At 57.5% G+C, this 14,393-nt stretch carries 11 protein-coding genes; 5 read left to right on the plus strand and 6 right to left on the minus strand.

Annotated elements, in window-relative coordinates; all coding sequences use genetic code 11:
* Nucleotides 1-39: 39 nt before the first annotated feature.
* The 4 genes from H2O17_RS01525 to H2O17_RS01540 form a co-directional block, all read right to left on the minus strand.
* Nucleotides 40-1,065, minus strand: coding sequence for an LLM class flavin-dependent oxidoreductase (locus H2O17_RS01525; protein WP_182050025.1), 1,026 nt, complete (start codon nucleotides 1,063-1,065; stop codon nucleotides 40-42).
* 242 nt (nucleotides 1,066-1,307) lie between these two features.
* Entirely contained in the window at nucleotides 1,308-1,682 is a 375-nt protein-coding gene (locus tag H2O17_RS01530; RefSeq protein ID WP_182050026.1) for a hypothetical protein, read from the minus strand.
* Between the two features lie 352 nt (nucleotides 1,683-2,034).
* Nucleotides 2,035-3,972: a heavy metal translocating P-type ATPase gene (locus tag H2O17_RS01535; RefSeq protein ID WP_182050890.1), complete on the minus strand. Its 1,938-nt coding sequence runs from the start codon at nucleotides 3,970-3,972 to the stop codon at nucleotides 2,035-2,037.
* Nucleotides 3,973-4,210: 238 nt separating this feature from the next.
* Complete coding sequence (locus tag H2O17_RS01540; protein ID WP_182050027.1) at nucleotides 4,211-5,407, minus strand: MFS transporter; 1,197 nt, start codon at nucleotides 5,405-5,407, stop codon at nucleotides 4,211-4,213.
* Nucleotides 5,408-5,961: 554 nt separating this feature from the next.
* Here H2O17_RS01540 and H2O17_RS01545 point away from each other — a divergent pair.
* The 3 genes from H2O17_RS01545 to H2O17_RS01555 all read left to right on the plus strand — a co-directional run bounded on the left by H2O17_RS01545 (nucleotide 5,962) and on the right by H2O17_RS01555 (nucleotide 9,834).
* Entirely contained in the window at nucleotides 5,962-7,209 is a 1,248-nt protein-coding gene (locus tag H2O17_RS01545) for a sugar ABC transporter substrate-binding protein (RefSeq protein ID WP_182050028.1), read from the plus strand.
* Between the two features lie 79 nt (nucleotides 7,210-7,288).
* Entirely contained in the window at nucleotides 7,289-8,899 is a 1,611-nt protein-coding gene (locus tag H2O17_RS01550; RefSeq protein WP_182050029.1) for an ABC transporter permease subunit, read from the plus strand.
* Between the two features lie 86 nt (nucleotides 8,900-8,985).
* A complete protein-coding gene (locus H2O17_RS01555) occupies nucleotides 8,986-9,834 on the plus strand; it encodes a sugar ABC transporter permease (protein WP_246311345.1) in 849 nt (282 codons plus the stop codon).
* A gap of 68 nt (nucleotides 9,835-9,902) precedes the next feature.
* On the opposite strand, the gene H2O17_RS01560 is transcribed toward H2O17_RS01555, so the two are convergent.
* Nucleotides 9,903-10,832, minus strand: coding sequence for an ROK family protein (locus tag H2O17_RS01560; protein ID WP_182050031.1), 930 nt, complete (start codon nucleotides 10,830-10,832; stop codon nucleotides 9,903-9,905).
* Nucleotides 10,833-11,089: 257 nt separating this feature from the next.
* Here H2O17_RS01560 and H2O17_RS01565 point away from each other — a divergent pair, with 257 nt between their 5' ends.
* Nucleotides 11,090-11,686 (plus strand): malonic semialdehyde reductase, encoded by a 597-nt coding sequence (locus tag H2O17_RS01565; RefSeq protein ID WP_182050032.1) that lies wholly within the window; start codon nucleotides 11,090-11,092, stop codon nucleotides 11,684-11,686.
* Nucleotides 11,687-11,755: 69 nt separating this feature from the next.
* The gene (locus H2O17_RS01570; RefSeq protein WP_182050033.1) at nucleotides 11,756-12,751 is read left to right on the plus strand and encodes a hypothetical protein; all 996 of its coding nucleotides are present in this window, start codon (nucleotides 11,756-11,758) and stop codon (nucleotides 12,749-12,751) included.
* On the opposite strand, the gene H2O17_RS01575 is transcribed toward H2O17_RS01570, so the two are convergent.
* Nucleotides 12,733-14,331: an alpha/beta hydrolase gene (locus tag H2O17_RS01575; RefSeq protein WP_182050034.1), complete on the minus strand. Its 1,599-nt coding sequence runs from the start codon at nucleotides 14,329-14,331 to the stop codon at nucleotides 12,733-12,735. The two genes, H2O17_RS01570 and H2O17_RS01575, sit on opposite strands and share 19 nt — an antisense overlap.
* Nucleotides 14,332-14,393: the final 62 nt, after the last annotated feature.

Below are 14,393 nucleotides of genomic sequence, written 5' to 3' on the forward strand. Positions count from 1 at the left end.
GGCGTTTCGTTAGCTATGTGGCGGGCTTTCTTCTAGGCGTTACCTCCACCCAAGCCCGGGCGCTACCTCTGTGAGAATCGCTTCAAGCACGTGGATGTTGTAGTCCACGCCCAGCTGCGAGGGGATGGTCAGAAGAAGCGTATCCGCGACCTGGATTGCCTCGTCCTCACGTAACTGGTCAATGAGGGCGTCAGGTTCGTCCGCATAGGAACGCCCGAATACAGATCGATTCCCTAGTCCGATGCTTCCGATTTGATCTTGGCGCTCGGCGCTTCCTAAGAAGTACTTCCGGTCTAGATCGTTCGTGATGGCAAAGATTGAGCGGGAGACTGATATGCGGGGCTCAAAGCCATGATCCTGCTGCGCCCATTGGTCGCGGTAAGCCTGAATCTGCTTGCGTTGTTGCACGTGAAACGGCTCGCCGGACTCGTCATCTTTGAGCGTGGAGGACATGAGGTTCATGCCCAGATCGGCTGCCCAACGTGCCGTGGCATCTGATCCGGCCCCCCACCAGATTCGCTGCCGAAGTCCGGGGGAGTATGGCTCTACGCGCAATAGTCCTGGTGGATTTGGGAACATGGGGTTCGGATTGGGTTGGGCAAAGCGAACACCCTCGATCACCTTGAGGAAGGTTTCGCTGGTAGCCCGCGCCATGTCCGCTTCCGACTTTCCCTCGTCAGGAGCGAATCCGAAGTATCGCCAGCCATCGATGACCTGTTCGGGTGAGCCACGCCCGATGCCCAGTTGAACTCGCCCGCCAGAGATGAGGTCAGTCGCGGCCACATCTTCTGCAAAACCGAGCGGGTTCGCATAACGCATATCCACCACGCCGGTGCCAATTTCAATCCGGGACGTGCGCGATCCCACCGCTGCTAACAGTGGGACGGGCGAACCGAGTTGTTGTGCGAAGTGGTGTACGCGGAAATATGCACCATCCACACCGAGTTCTTCCGCAGCCACCGCTAGGTCGATGGACTGGAGAAGAGAGTCTGCACCGGAGCGCGCCGCTGAATCTGGGTGGTCCATCCAGTGCCCGAAGGAAAGGAATCCGATCTTCTTAGTCATGTGCAGAGCAACTTAGAGTCTCTGAAAGATATTCCACATGTTGCTAAACGGCTGCGTAGGCACTCATCAACCCAAGGATTCACGATCTGGTGGTCATGGCGCAGTGGCCACGCCAATGGAGATCCTAGAATTCGTACCGCTTTCACATATTCTATTCAAATATCCTATTGGTTTCTTCATGGCTCCGTGGACCTGTGAATACTGCCCTTCGGAACCTTCACCGAGCCACTGCCAAGCAGAACTCACCGGTAAGTTGCCTCAGCGAAATTGAGGTCAACATGCAGACTGGTGATAGAAAATCCACGTTCGGAAACCTCACGTATAAGGAACTCGCGAGGGTCCCATTGGTCAAGCGTTGTCTGCAGTTGAAAGCTAGCGACGAGGCGGCCATCACCAGATATCTCCTCACCTTTAACGCAGATGAGTACTTCTTCGCTGGGGTCCAAATCCGGTACTTCAACCCACGTGACGACGCACGTAGGTTCGGCGCCAGAACCTTCGGAACCTACGGAGATAGCACTTGTGGTCTCCTCAGAGTCCGTAGAAGCAATGCCGTGCTGGGTGGCGGTTGCTGGAGGATGTAAATGCGGGTCGCCGGATGTGGTGTTCTTGGGCATGAGTGTTCCTTGACTGGTATGGCTGTGGCACATTGTGATTCCGCGGAGTAACCGTTGGACTGGGTTCAACCGCTAGATATCTGCTGTCTGAATGTGTTTTCACCATAGAAAATACCACCGACAGGTTTCGCGCGGGAGAATTGATACTTTCCTCAAATTCGGCCACTTTGTGCCCGATGGATACTTCTACCCCAATTGTGGATCGATGAGAGCTGCCTTAGTGATCCACTCGCATGCACTTTGATCGGCAAGAAAACGCTCTGACCTGTGGTTTTGTTCCTGACAGCCGCCGCCAGTGCACAGGTTGGAGTGTCAGCGCCCGTTGCCCAACCTCAGCACACAGGTTCGAGTGTCAGCGCCCGTTGCCTGCCGCCAGTGCCCGCGGATTGCCCTTTGCGCCCGTCAGCATTCCCTTTGCCCGCGCCGCCCGCAACCCGTTGAGGATCACCAGAACCTCCGCGCCTTCGTGAACCAGCACCACGGCGGCAAGGTTGAAGACTCCGCTGATGGCTAGAGGCAATAATGCCGCGATGATGGCCACCGATAATGCGAGGTTTTGGTCGATGATGCGGCGCGTGCGCCGAGCATGCCGCAACCCGAGGGGGATAAGCCGAAGATCATTACCTGTGAATGCGATGTCTGCGCTCTCAATGGCGGCATCAGAACCGGAAGCGCCCATGGCGATTCCTACTGTTGCTGCGGCCAGTGCAGGGGCGTCATTGATACCGTCGCCCACCATGGCCGTGGGTGCCAGCTCCGCCATCTCCGAAACGATCCGCGCTTTGTACTCCGGTGTGAGTTCCGCGCGCACGGCCTCGATTCCAGCCTCAACGGCGAGGGAGTGTGCAGTGCGGGAGTTATCGCCAGTCAGCATGGATACGGTGATGCCGTCGTGTGCTAACGCCGCAATAGCTCCGGCTGCCTCCGAGCGCAACTCATCGCGGATGGCAATGACACCGGCAGCCTGCCCATCGCGGCGCACTACAACGCACGTCTTCCCGTCCAACTCCAGCTCAGCGATCGCCTGGCCCAGCTCCGCCACATGAATCCACCGTGGGCTGCCAATTGTCACCTCGTGCCCATCAACCGTTCCCGTTACACCGTTGCCGGGCAGCTCGGTCACGGCGGTGGCCCATGGTGCGATGGGCGCCGCAGCAGCAATGGCCGTTGCGATGGGATGCGTGCTGGCACGCTCAACAGCGGCCGCCCACGCCAAAACATGGTGCTTGTTATATCCATTCGCGGCGACGACGTCGGTCACCACTGGATTATTCCGCGTCAACGTGCCTGTCTTGTCAAATCCAATGTGGGCAATCGTGCCAAGCTCTTCGAGCGTCGCACCGCTCTTAACTACAATTCCAAAGCGGCTTGCAGCGCCCACGGCACTAACAATCGTGACTGGTACGGATATAGCTAGCGCGCACGGTGAGGCTGCCACAAGTACCACAAGTCCACGGGTAATCCAGGTGCTTGGGTCGCCAGCCAAAGAACCGATGATCGCCACCGCCAGCGCCAAGATAATCACGCCCGGAATGAGGGGAGAGGCCATGCGGTCGGCCAGCCGCGCCCTTTCTCCCTTCTGCGCTTGGGCTTGCTCCACAAGCTCCACAATCCGGGTCAACGAGTTGTCAGTTCCAGGTGCTTCGGCTTCGACCTCAAGTGCGCCAGACAGATTAATGCTTCCCGCGCTCACCCGTTCCCCGGCCGTCACGTATTGCGGCATCGACTCACCTGTTGTTGCCGACGTATCCAGACTGCTCTTGCCCACGAGCACGATTCCGTCTGTACACACACGTTCTCCAGGACGAACGATGAATACGTCACCGGCGACGATGTCAGAAACGTTGGTGGTTACGCCGGTGCCGTTGCGCTTGAGAAGCGCCGTTGTGGGGATGAGCGAGAGCAGGGAACGCAGGCCATCGCGGGCATGATCCATCGCGCGGTCCTCAAGCATTTCAGCGGTGGAGTAGAGGAAAGCGAGTGCTGCGGCTTCCTCGAGGTAACCGAGGATAATTGCGCCGATCGCCGAGATCGTCATGAGAAGCGAGATGCCCACTTTGCGGCGCTGGATGAGCGCGCGCAAGGCGCCGGGCACAAACGTGTAGCCGCCCAGCAGGATTCCGGCCCAGAACGCGAGGGTGGCCACGGTGCTCAGACCTGCAAGTTCGGTGAGGAATCCCGTAACCAACGCCACACCGGATCCGACGGGGAGCAGCAGTCCGGGAGTGAGCCACTCTCGCCAGCGCGAAGAGGGAACATTGGCGGGATCAGGCATGGGAGATGCCGTCATTTCAACGTTTGGGTTGCTCACACTGCCTCCCAACGGCTGGAGGAATTATGGACGGAGTAGTAGCCCTGCACCCGGAAAGAATACCCGGAGTGGTTGAAAACGGACAATGCCACCCCAGCCTCATGGTGGGCCGACGTGCATTTGCCGAACATTGCCGACGCCACAAGCACGTGTAGCCCGGGTGTGTGATCCTCAAGAATCTTCCTGCGAATGCTGTAGCAGGAGGCATCCTCACGCGCTACTCGCGCATTGTGTGCGTGAAGTCGCCGCGGCCCACAACCTTCTTTAGACGCTCCGAGAACGTCAAGGTGAGCAGGCCGAAGATCATGAGGAAGAAGGGGAAGAGTCCCATGCTGATCTTTTCGGCGAGGAATCCGAATAGTGGCGGCATGAGAGTGGTGCCCACGTATGCGCTCGCCATCTGAATACCAATGATGGCTTGTGAGTTCTCACGGCCGAAGTTAACGGGTGTGGCGTGGATGATTGCCGGGTAGATCGGTGCGCATCCAAGTCCAGCTACCACAAGTCCCGTGAGAGCCACAACGTCAGTTCCCAATGGAAGGGCCACCAACACGGTTCCTATCAATGATGTGACAAGCCCGATCCGGATCATGCGTTCATCGCCCAGCTTCTCAGCCACAAATCCGCTGAGGAAGCGTCCCAGCGTGATTCCCATGACGAATAACGCGGCAAACCGCGCAGCTGTGGTGGTGTCAACATCTCGGAACTGAACGAGGTAGCTGGATCCCCAGAGCATCGCAGTGGATTCAAATGCGCAGTAGGCGAAGAACGCAACGAGGATGAAGGGCACGCCCGGGATTCTTATGGCCGTGCTTAGGGGAATGGGTTCAGTGAGAACCACTTCCTCGGATTCAATCATCGCCTTACGCTGCTTGCTCCACAGCGGCAGGCTCATGATGAGCACGAATGTGAGAGCCACCTGGATTAGGCCAACTGTCCAGTAACCACCGTTCCAGTTGTTGTTGTTGGCGAGCGCCGCGCTCATGATCAAAGGACTGATCGAGGCTCCCACGCCCCAGAAGCAGTGAAGCCAGCTCATGTGGCGTGCCGGGTAGTGCAAGGCCACGTAATTGTTGAGAGCGGCATCCACTGCTCCTGCCCCCAACCCATAGGGGATCGCCCAGAGCAGCAACACCACAAACGAGTGCGTGAATGAGAATCCAACTAGCGCCGTGGCGGTCATTCCCACACTGACAGCCGTGACCACTCCGGTGCCCAGCTTCTTGGTGAGGCGATCGGAAAGAAGGCTCGAAACAATCGTTCCAATTGCGATGGTCATCGTGACGAGGCCTGCATAGGAGACAGGAACGTTCAGATCGTTGTGCATTACCGGCCACGCCGAACCCACTAAGGAATCGGGCAAACCGAGGCTGATGAATGCGATGTAAACGAGCGCAAGAAGAATTGAGTACACGGTTCACCTTCACAGGTTGAGTGGAGTTTCTCCATCGCGTGATGGAATTCCTCCACTGTGGCAAGTGGATCTAGGGCAAGCCTAAAGCGTAAGAACCATAAGGAGAAACGCACATATGTGGGCACTACCTTATGGGTGCGTAGTAGATAAGCCGTGATGCTCGATGAGTTTCGATTCCCTGCGCCGCAAGTACTCGCGGGGAACCGAACGTTTGGGGCGACGACGTCGTCGGCAAAGAGGTTCGTATAACGTTGCGATGTGTGCTGCGTCACGACCAATGTAGCTGGGCTGTGCTGTATCTCACTGGAACTGCTGCTCGGACGGGTATGTGATCAAAGTGAGAAAGGTGTTGTTGCAAGAAGTTGCATGATTGCATCATGCTTGAATGAGTTGGAAATACACCGAATCATACCGATATTGCAGTGTTGCAAAGGTCAGTTTGTAGTAATTTGCAGAAAACGCTCGCAAGTCTGCTCAAGGCGCGCTACATTCAGATGTGAGCGCAAGTTCCACACATGCGCTTGACCAACTTTTTCAAGTTCAGGAGATACAGAATGCGACGGGGCATTTCGATTTTGACTGCTGCTGGCCTGGCCATGACTTTGGCTGCCTGTGGCGGTGGATCCAGCGATGATTCCACCAGCGGCGCTGCGGAAGAAACAACAGCTAGCGAGACAGGCGCCAGCGGATCGCTGACGATCTGGGTTGACGATAACCGAGAAGTGGCCGTCACCGACGCGGCCAAGGCATACGAAGACGCCACAGGCACAACAGTTGACGTGGTGGTTAAGGACTTCGCCAACATCCGTGCGGACTTTTCCGCACAGGTTCCCACGGGCGAAGGCCCAGACATCACCGTGGGTGCGCACGACTGGCTAGGAGGCTTCGTCAAGGACGGGTTGGTTGCGCCAATCGAGTTCGGCGATGCCCTTGCTGACTTCAACACCGTATCCACGGATGCTTTCACATACGATGGTCAGGTGTACGGCCTGCCATACGCCATTGAGAACGTGGCTGTCATTCGCAACACCGCACTCGCGGACTCCACGCCAGCAACCTTTGATGAGATGCTCGCCAAGGGCAAGGCCGCAGGCACCAAGTACCCATTCCTTATTCAGGTGGGCGACGAAGGCGATGCGTACACGATGTACGCATTCCAAACATCCTTCGGCGCACCCGTCTTTGTTCAGAACGACGACGGCTCCTACAGCTCCGAACTGGGTCTGGGTGGCGAAAACGGCAACAACTTCGCTCAGTGGCTTCAGGATCAGGCAACAGCCGGTGTGCTTGATACAAATATCACCTATGACGTGGCAGTGGACGCCTTCTCCAAGGGCGAATCTCCCTACATCGTTGGTGGACCGTGGATGATCTCCGCATTTACAGATGCAGGCATTGACGTGGCAGTTGATCCAATCCCAAGCGCCGGTGGTGAGACCGCATCTCCATTCGTGGGCGTGCAGGGCTTCTACGTCAACGCAAACTCGCAGAACCAGCTCACGGCAACCGATTTCCTCGTGAACTACCTGGGAACTGAAGATTCTCAGGTTGCTCTCTATGAGGCAGGCGACCGCGTGCCGGCCCTGAACGCTGCAGCTGATGCAGTTTCAGACGATCCGATCGTCGCTGGCTTTGCCGCCGCAGCAGAGAACGCCGTGCCGATGCCCTCGATTCCTGAGATGGACTCCGTGTGGTCATTCTGGGGTGTGACTGAAGCAAACATCATCAATGGAACTGCCACGGATGCTCCGGCAGCATGGACCGAGATGGTTTCCAACATCCAGGCAGAGTTGGATAAGTAGTCACCAGACATTCGGAATACTGACTCCTGTGGCGTGTGGCTTGGCCGCACGCCATAGGAGTTAACGCTGAGGAGTATTCATGACAGACGTGTCACCGCGCACCGATGAACGAGTGAAGCAAAAAGAGCCACGCAAGGTCTTTTCACAGGCCACCAATTGGGGACCTGGATTCCTCACCAAGCTCATACTCATGGCTGCAGTCAATGCACTAGGCCTGTATGTGCTGGTCAACGCATACACTGCAGGGTCGTGGGTGGTGTTTGGCGGTATGGCCCTCATCCTCGTAGCTGTGGACTATGTGTACTTCTCCAAGAAGACTCTTGCATTGAAGTACCTGACTCCCGGCCTCGTGTTCTTGCTGGTATTCCAGATCTTCGTCATTCTCTACACAGGATACGTAGCACTCACCAACTACGGTGCGGGCCACATGGTAAACAAGAGCCAGGCCATTGACGCGATCCTCATGCAGAACACCCGCCGTGTTGAGGGCACTGCCCAGTATCCTCTTGCGGTGGTACGCAACGGATCGGATCTGGGCTTTGCCATCATCGAAAATGATGAGGTGTTTGTGGGCACAGCCGACCAACCACTTGAGGCTGTTGATGGGGCCACAATCGACGGTACAAGAATTGCGGAGGTACCCGGCTGGGAGATCCTCTCAATGGGCGAAGTTACAGAGAATCAGACGGATGTTTTGGCCCTGCGTGTGCCTATCTCGGATGATTATGAAGCTGATGGGGCAATCGGAACTCAGACGGGAACCACAGGTTTCGTTTTCCGAAGTGTTCTAACCTATGACGATTCCTCAGACGCACTGACGAACGAGGAGACCGGAACCGTCTACACCGCAAATGGAAGTACGGGTCAGTTCGAATCTGCCGACGGCGAGACCCTCAATCCGGGCTGGCGCGTGTTCGTTGGGCTGGACAACTTCAAGGATGCCTTCGGAGACGGGCGCTATGCGGGTCCATTCGTCAAGGTGTTGGTATGGACGTTCGCGTTCGCATTTCTTTCCGTAGCCACCACCTTCCTTCTGGGAATGGTGCTGGCCATGACGATGAATGATGAGAGAATGCGTGGCCGCAAGTTCTATCGAACTATCATGCTCATGCCGTATGCGTTCCCAGCCTTCATGACGGCATTCCTCTTCGCGGGACTCCTGAACACCAAATACGGCTTCTTCAACGAAGTCTTGTTCGGGGGAGCAGCCATACCGTGGCTACAAGATCCGTGGTTGGCGAAGCTCTCAGTGTTGTTTGTGAACCTGTGGATGGGTTTCCCCTACATGTTCCTCATTTGTACCGGAGCTCTCCAATCCATCCCCTCTGATATGAACGAAGCCGCGAGAATCGATGGGGCCAACGGCTTCAAAGTTTGGCGCTACATCACGATGCCGCAGCTCATGATTCAAGTGACTCCCCTTCTTATCTCTTCCTTCGCGTTTAACTTCAACAACTTCAACCTCATATACATGTTGACCAACGGTGGGCCACGCTTCGAGGATTCCTCGGTACCAGTTGGTTCCACCGACATTCTGATCTCGATGGTGTACCAGATTTCGGGCCTCTCCGGAGAAGCGAGTAGGAACTTCGGATTGGCATCCGCAATGTCCATCATCATCTTCATCATCGTGGGAGCTGTGTCCGCATACAGCTTCAAACGCTCCCGGTCCATGGAAGGAGCCCAATGATGAGCGATACGTCAGTTTCTAACGGAGTTCTTCTGGGCAACCCGAATGCACCCAAAGTGACCACGCCGGATACGCCACGTCACAGGATGGCGTTTGGCCGCTGGTTCAAGGAGATCGGCTTCCGGCACGTCATTGGCGTCATCGCCGTGATCTACTCCGTGTTCCCAATCCTTTTCATCATCTCCGCGGCTTTTGACCCACGCACGGGCCTCACACTCAGCAACGATTTGTTCTCACAGTTCAGCTTGGAGAACTTCACAAGCCTCTTCAACGACACTATGTTCTGGCGCTGGTTCGCTAACACTCTAGAGATTGGCATCTTCAGCGCTCTGGGCACTGTACTGATGGGAGCAGCTGCGGCGTACGCCTTTTCACGCTACCGGTTCTCTGGCAGAAAGCAGGGCCTGCTGGTGCTCATGGTGGTGCAGATGTTCCCGCAGCTGCTCGCATTCGTTGCAGTGTTCTTGCTGCTCATGACGCTGGGAGATGTGGTGCCAGCGCTGGGATTGAACTCAAAGATGGCGCTGATCTGTGTGTACTGGGGCGGCGCGTTGGGTGCAAACACCTTCCTCATGTACGGCACATTCAACTCCATTCCATTGGAGTTGGATGAGGCAGCGAAGCTTGATGGAGCATCACATTCGCAGATCTACTGGACCATCATCCTTCCACTTGTCACACCGATCCTGGCGGTTGTGGGCCTGCTGGCATTCATCGGTGCTTTCAATGATTTCGTGCTGGCCAACACGGTGCTTTCGGGACGGGCCAACTGGACGCTTGCCATCGGCATGAATCAGTGGGTTGGTGGCAATGAGCGATCGTGGGAGTGGTTTGCTCCGGGAGCCCTGATCGCCGCCGTACCGATTCTGCTGGTGTTCCTGTTCTTGCAGCGTTACATCGTGGCAGGGCTGACGGGCGGATCAGTAAAAGGCTGACATCCTGTGCGATGCCGCGAGGGTGGCCGCGTTCCCAGTGGGGGGAACGCGGCCACCCTCGCGTTTCCCTAGCTGAGTGCCGCAACTCCGCGCAGCGGCAGCATGTCTTGGGCAAGCACCAACGCGCCAATCACGCCGGCGTCGTCGCCCAACTCAGGTATGACAACGAACTCTTCGGGAGCACGGAAGGATGGATGATCCTCGCCTAGGTACCCCGCTATGAGAGTGCGGTAGTCCTTTCGAACTGCGTCAAGCAAACGCGGCGTCTTCATGACGCCGCCACCAATGACGATCCGTTCCGGGGCCGTGGCTAGCGTGATGGTCACCAAGAGCTGGGCAATGTAGTAACCCACCACCAACTCCTCCACCTCAGTGACTAGACCCATTCTGCGTTCAGCAATGGCTGGGCCCGATGCGAGCCCTTCGAGGCAGTCACCGTGGTAGGGGCAATTGCCCTTGAAATGGTCCTCGGGATGCCGGCGCACAACGATATGGCCAAGCTCTGGGGTTCCGTGCCCTGTGACGAGCCGGCCTTCCACCATAAGCCCCACGCCGATCCCGGTGCCCACCGTTACATAGGCAGCATTGGCCATGCCCTGGGTGGCACCGAAGGCGGTTTCTCCGAGCAGTGATCCACTCACATCCGTCACAAAGTTCATCGGGATGGGTCCGGTGGTGTTCGCCGACCTGCGGAAGGTCGTGAGTCCGCCAATCATGGTAGTCAAATCAGTGTCAGTCCAACCCGGTTTGGGTGTGCACGTGATGGTGCCAAACGTTGCAGAGTCTGCAGACGTGTCCAGCGGACCGAACGATGCCACACCGATCGCCTCGATCGATTCGTGCTGATGATTGCGCGCGAGGAACTCGTAAATGTCTCCCAAAGTAGAGTCCGGATCACGCGTGGGAATGCGCACGCTATCGATTATCTGCGTGGGATCGTTGCTTTGCGCTACAGCGCAGAAGCACTTAGTGCCGCCGGTTTCAATGCCAGCAATCATGGAGCGCCCTTCCGAATGGCGAGGTGGAAACGGAACCTTGGTCCATTCTATTGAACGCATTGACTACGTGGTATCGAAGAAAGTGGGACACGTGCAGCCGCAGCGCCCACCAGTGTGACCGCATTGGGTTCGTGGTATCCAAGTATTCGATGGCAGGTGTGGGTGACGACGACGTCGTCGCCAAACACTGCGGCGGCCCTAGGTGGCATGCACAACAGTATTGCCGGATTTAGTTGAAGCCTTAATAAAATGGTCACGTGACTACACGTGAAAATAGCAGCGTAACCGCTGATCAGATCTTTTTTGATGCACGCACGGCAGTGCGGTTCCAAGAGGAGCACATCGACTCATCCGTTGTGGACTCGATCTACGACACGATCAAGTTTGGCCCCACCGCCATGAACGGAGTTCCGCTCCGCTTGACTGTGGTGGAAAGTGCGGCCGAACGCGATGCGCTCATTGAACGCATGAACCCGGGTAACCGTGAGAAGACGGCATCGGCACCAATCCTCGTCGTCGTCTCTGCCAACATTGACTGGCATGAGACACTCACCCGCACCGCACCCTTCATGGACAACCCCGTGGAGATGTTCAAAGACGCTGAGCAGATGCGGCGTTCCTCGGCGCGGACCAATGGAGCACTGCAGATGGGCTACTTCATCCTTGCCGCCCGGGCCACTGGCTTGGATGTTGCTCCCATGACCGGATATGACGCAGCGGCCGTGACTGAACATTTCCTGCCGTCTGGCCGGGAGGAGCTTCTCGCTGTTATTGCACTCGGGCACCGCGACGTGGAGCTCGACTTCCCTCGTATGCCGCGCCTCGCGGCCGAGGAAGCTGTCCGCCACGCCTGAGGTACGTGTTCGCCACGCCTGACATATGTGGCTGCGACCGCTGATGCCCGATCCACTACAGTCAGAGCCATGACTGAACCAGATGGATCGCGGCCTGCGGGCGCATGGTGGCGTAGCGCCGTGGCCGGACTAGCTATAGTGTTGGCTGGCTGCGGCGTTGCGACATCTTCATTGGCCCTGTGGGCTCACCACATGATTGCCGACGCCGATGCCTACGCACGTACCGTTGCACCCCTAGCATCCGACCCGTCCGTGCAAGATGCTGTAGCTGATGCTGTTGGAAGACTTGTGGTGGATTCCGTAGATATTGAGGGGCTTGCTAATCAAGCAGCACAAGCAAGCGGTGCCTCCAACATCACGACTGCCGCTATCCAAGCCCTCGCCGCGCGCCTAGCTCAGACTGCTGAGGACCAGATCCGCTCTACCACCCAATCGTTGGTGAGCAGCCCACAGTTCCCTGCGTTATGGGAATCAGCAAATCGGGTTGCCCACGAGCAAGTGGTTTCACGCTTGGTGCATTCTGACGGCAGCGCTTTGGGGATTTCGGCCGGGACAGTCACGTTAGATGTGCAGCCCATCGTGAGTGAGCTGCGCGAACAACTTGTGGCTGCCAATGTGCTTGGCGCTTCGCTCATCCCGGATACCACTGGCACAGTCACGATCATCCAATCTGATGCCCTGGCACAGGCGGAGAAGGCAATTGCCATTCTCAACGACGTAGCGCGGTGGCTTCCATGGGCCACACTGGGGCTCATAGCGAGCGCGGTGTTGTTAGCTCGCAATCGACTCCGAGGTGTGGCGGGTCTTGGCCTCAGTGTTGCGGTCTTCTCGGGCCTCGTCTTGGCGGGTATGTCATGGGGAGTTCGGTCGCTTACGGATATGGACTTCGCTGCCGGGATCGATCCCGGCATCATCTACCAGTTGATTTCAGAACCGCGAACAGTGGCGATCTGGACGAATTTGGGCGCCGTGGCCGTGTTTGTGATTGCTTCTGCATTCGAGCATATGCGTTGCCGCACCCAGCGAGCGCCTCGGGTTCAGGGCGATTACAGGTCTGAATCCTGAAGTATTGCCAGCTGAGCCACGAGGCGGTTGGTATCTGAATCCGTCCATCCCTCCGAGGGTAGGATCTGCGCCCACGCGCGCGCCGGGCTTTGCCCAAACTCGTGGCCTTGGCCGTCGGGTACTCCAGGAGCAACCAGATCGCCACCGATCTGCAGCATTGTGATGACTGGCATCCAGAACATGTGGTCCGGAACCCCCGTGCCACGGGTTTCGCTCAAGAAGTCTGGGCGCTGATACACGGTGGCGAAGTCCAGCCACGTGATGGGGTCGTTCGCATGCTGTAGGTAGCCCACCCGCGGCTCTTCCCACGTGCCGTCCCCGTCCCATGTGTCTCCGGACTCGGAGAATCGAACCGTTTGCCCGCCTTCGAATACGGGCAAAGAGGCGAGCGATCCAGAATCGCGGTGAGTTGTGAAGGTGTTCCACAAGGTGTTGTTGGCAGTGGGACCTACCCATAGAACGCCGGAGGTACGTGAGGCGATGTCTTGAGCGCCGGAGAATGCCGCTTCGCCGCCGAATGAGCCGAGGCTTTCTCCACTCACCACCAGCTTGGGCCGCGAATCCTCAGGCAAGGTCAGCCAGTATGCATATACCGCTTCGAAGAGGGAGCGCCCGGCGTCTTGGGCACGCGCGCCGTCGACCAAGAATGATACCCAACTGGGTAGGTATGAGTACTGAATACTGACGGTGGCGGTGTTTCCACCCCACATGTACTCGAGTGCGCGGGCCGAGTTCTCGTTGACCCAGCCGCGCCCAGTTCCAGTGGCCACGTTGATGACGGCACGATTGAAGGCACCGGTGCGAACCAGCTCTTCAACTGCGGTGTTTGCTTGAGCCTGCAGATCCGATGATCCCTCGCTGCCCACGTACACGCGGATCGGCTGAACGGCATCTTCTCCGGTGAACTCTGAGATCGCATCGTCTGTTGGTGCGTTCGCAATGAACACTCTGCCCTGACGTCCTAAGCTCTCCCACGTGACGAGCGATCCAGGCCCGGCCGATAGCTCGCTTTCCTCTGGAGCGGCGACGTCCGTGGAGAATTCGTCATTGATTGCTAGGAACAGTTTGTCCAGGGTTCCACCGATTTGGCCGACGACGACGGCGTTGACCAGTACCACCACGATCCATACGGTGGCGATGCTTCCAACCGCAATGGAGACGCGCGGCGGCAAGAGGCGGGAAATCTGACGGGAAAGGAAGCGGCCGAACTTGCGCACTGCACGGCACAGCATGAGGAGCAGAGCGAAGAGCACAAGCCCCAGCACCACTGTGATGGGGATGTCCCATATGGATGCAGAAGGCATCCCAACCTCTGCGCGTTGGTCCTGCTGCCATCTGCGGGAGACAAAGAGCAAGATGATTGAGCCAATGACGCCAACAACAGCGAACACCTTCCACGCAATACGGCGTGTGCGTTCGCCGATGCGGGGATCGTGAAGTAGCCAACCCAAGAACGCGCCTAATCCGTATCCCAAGATAGCGGCCACGGCCGATACCAGAGCTTGGACGGCACCGGCACGTGGAAGCAATGAGGGCGTCAATGCGAACCACGCGGCGACCAATGCGAAGGTGGCTGGCATGAAGGGCATGCGGAATGGTCGGAATACAGGTGGGTGCGTCATGTCACTCCGATGCGCGGTGG

This window comes from Changpingibacter yushuensis, from assembly GCF_014041995.1.
Taxonomy (GTDB): domain Bacteria; phylum Actinomycetota; class Actinomycetes; order Actinomycetales; family Actinomycetaceae; genus Changpingibacter; species Changpingibacter yushuensis.

Bases quoted from the DNA above. Each gene is read 5' to 3' on its own strand.
- H2O17_RS01525 (WP_182050025.1), bottom strand. From the start codon at position 1,065: ATGACTAAGAAGATCGGATTCCTTTCCTTCGGGCACTGGATGGACCAC.
- H2O17_RS01570 (WP_182050033.1), top strand. From the start codon at position 11,756: ATGACTGAACCAGATGGATCGCGGCCTGCGGGCGCATGGTGGCGTAGC.
- H2O17_RS01550 (WP_182050029.1), top strand. From the start codon at position 7,289: ATGACAGACGTGTCACCGCGCACCGATGAACGAGTGAAGCAAAAAGAG.
- H2O17_RS01575 (WP_182050034.1), bottom strand. From the start codon at position 14,331: ATGCCAGCCACCTTCGCATTGGTCGCCGCGTGGTTCGCATTGACGCCC.
- H2O17_RS01530 (WP_182050026.1), bottom strand. From the start codon at position 1,682: ATGCCCAAGAACACCACATCCGGCGACCCGCATTTACATCCTCCAGCA.
- H2O17_RS01555 (WP_246311345.1), top strand. From the start codon at position 8,986: ATGGCGTTTGGCCGCTGGTTCAAGGAGATCGGCTTCCGGCACGTCATT.
- H2O17_RS01560 (WP_182050031.1), bottom strand. From the start codon at position 10,832: ATGATTGCTGGCATTGAAACCGGCGGCACTAAGTGCTTCTGCGCTGTA.
- H2O17_RS01535 (WP_182050890.1), bottom strand. From the start codon at position 3,972: ATGACGGCATCTCCCATGCCTGATCCCGCCAATGTTCCCTCTTCGCGC.
- H2O17_RS01545 (WP_182050028.1), top strand. From the start codon at position 5,962: ATGCGACGGGGCATTTCGATTTTGACTGCTGCTGGCCTGGCCATGACT.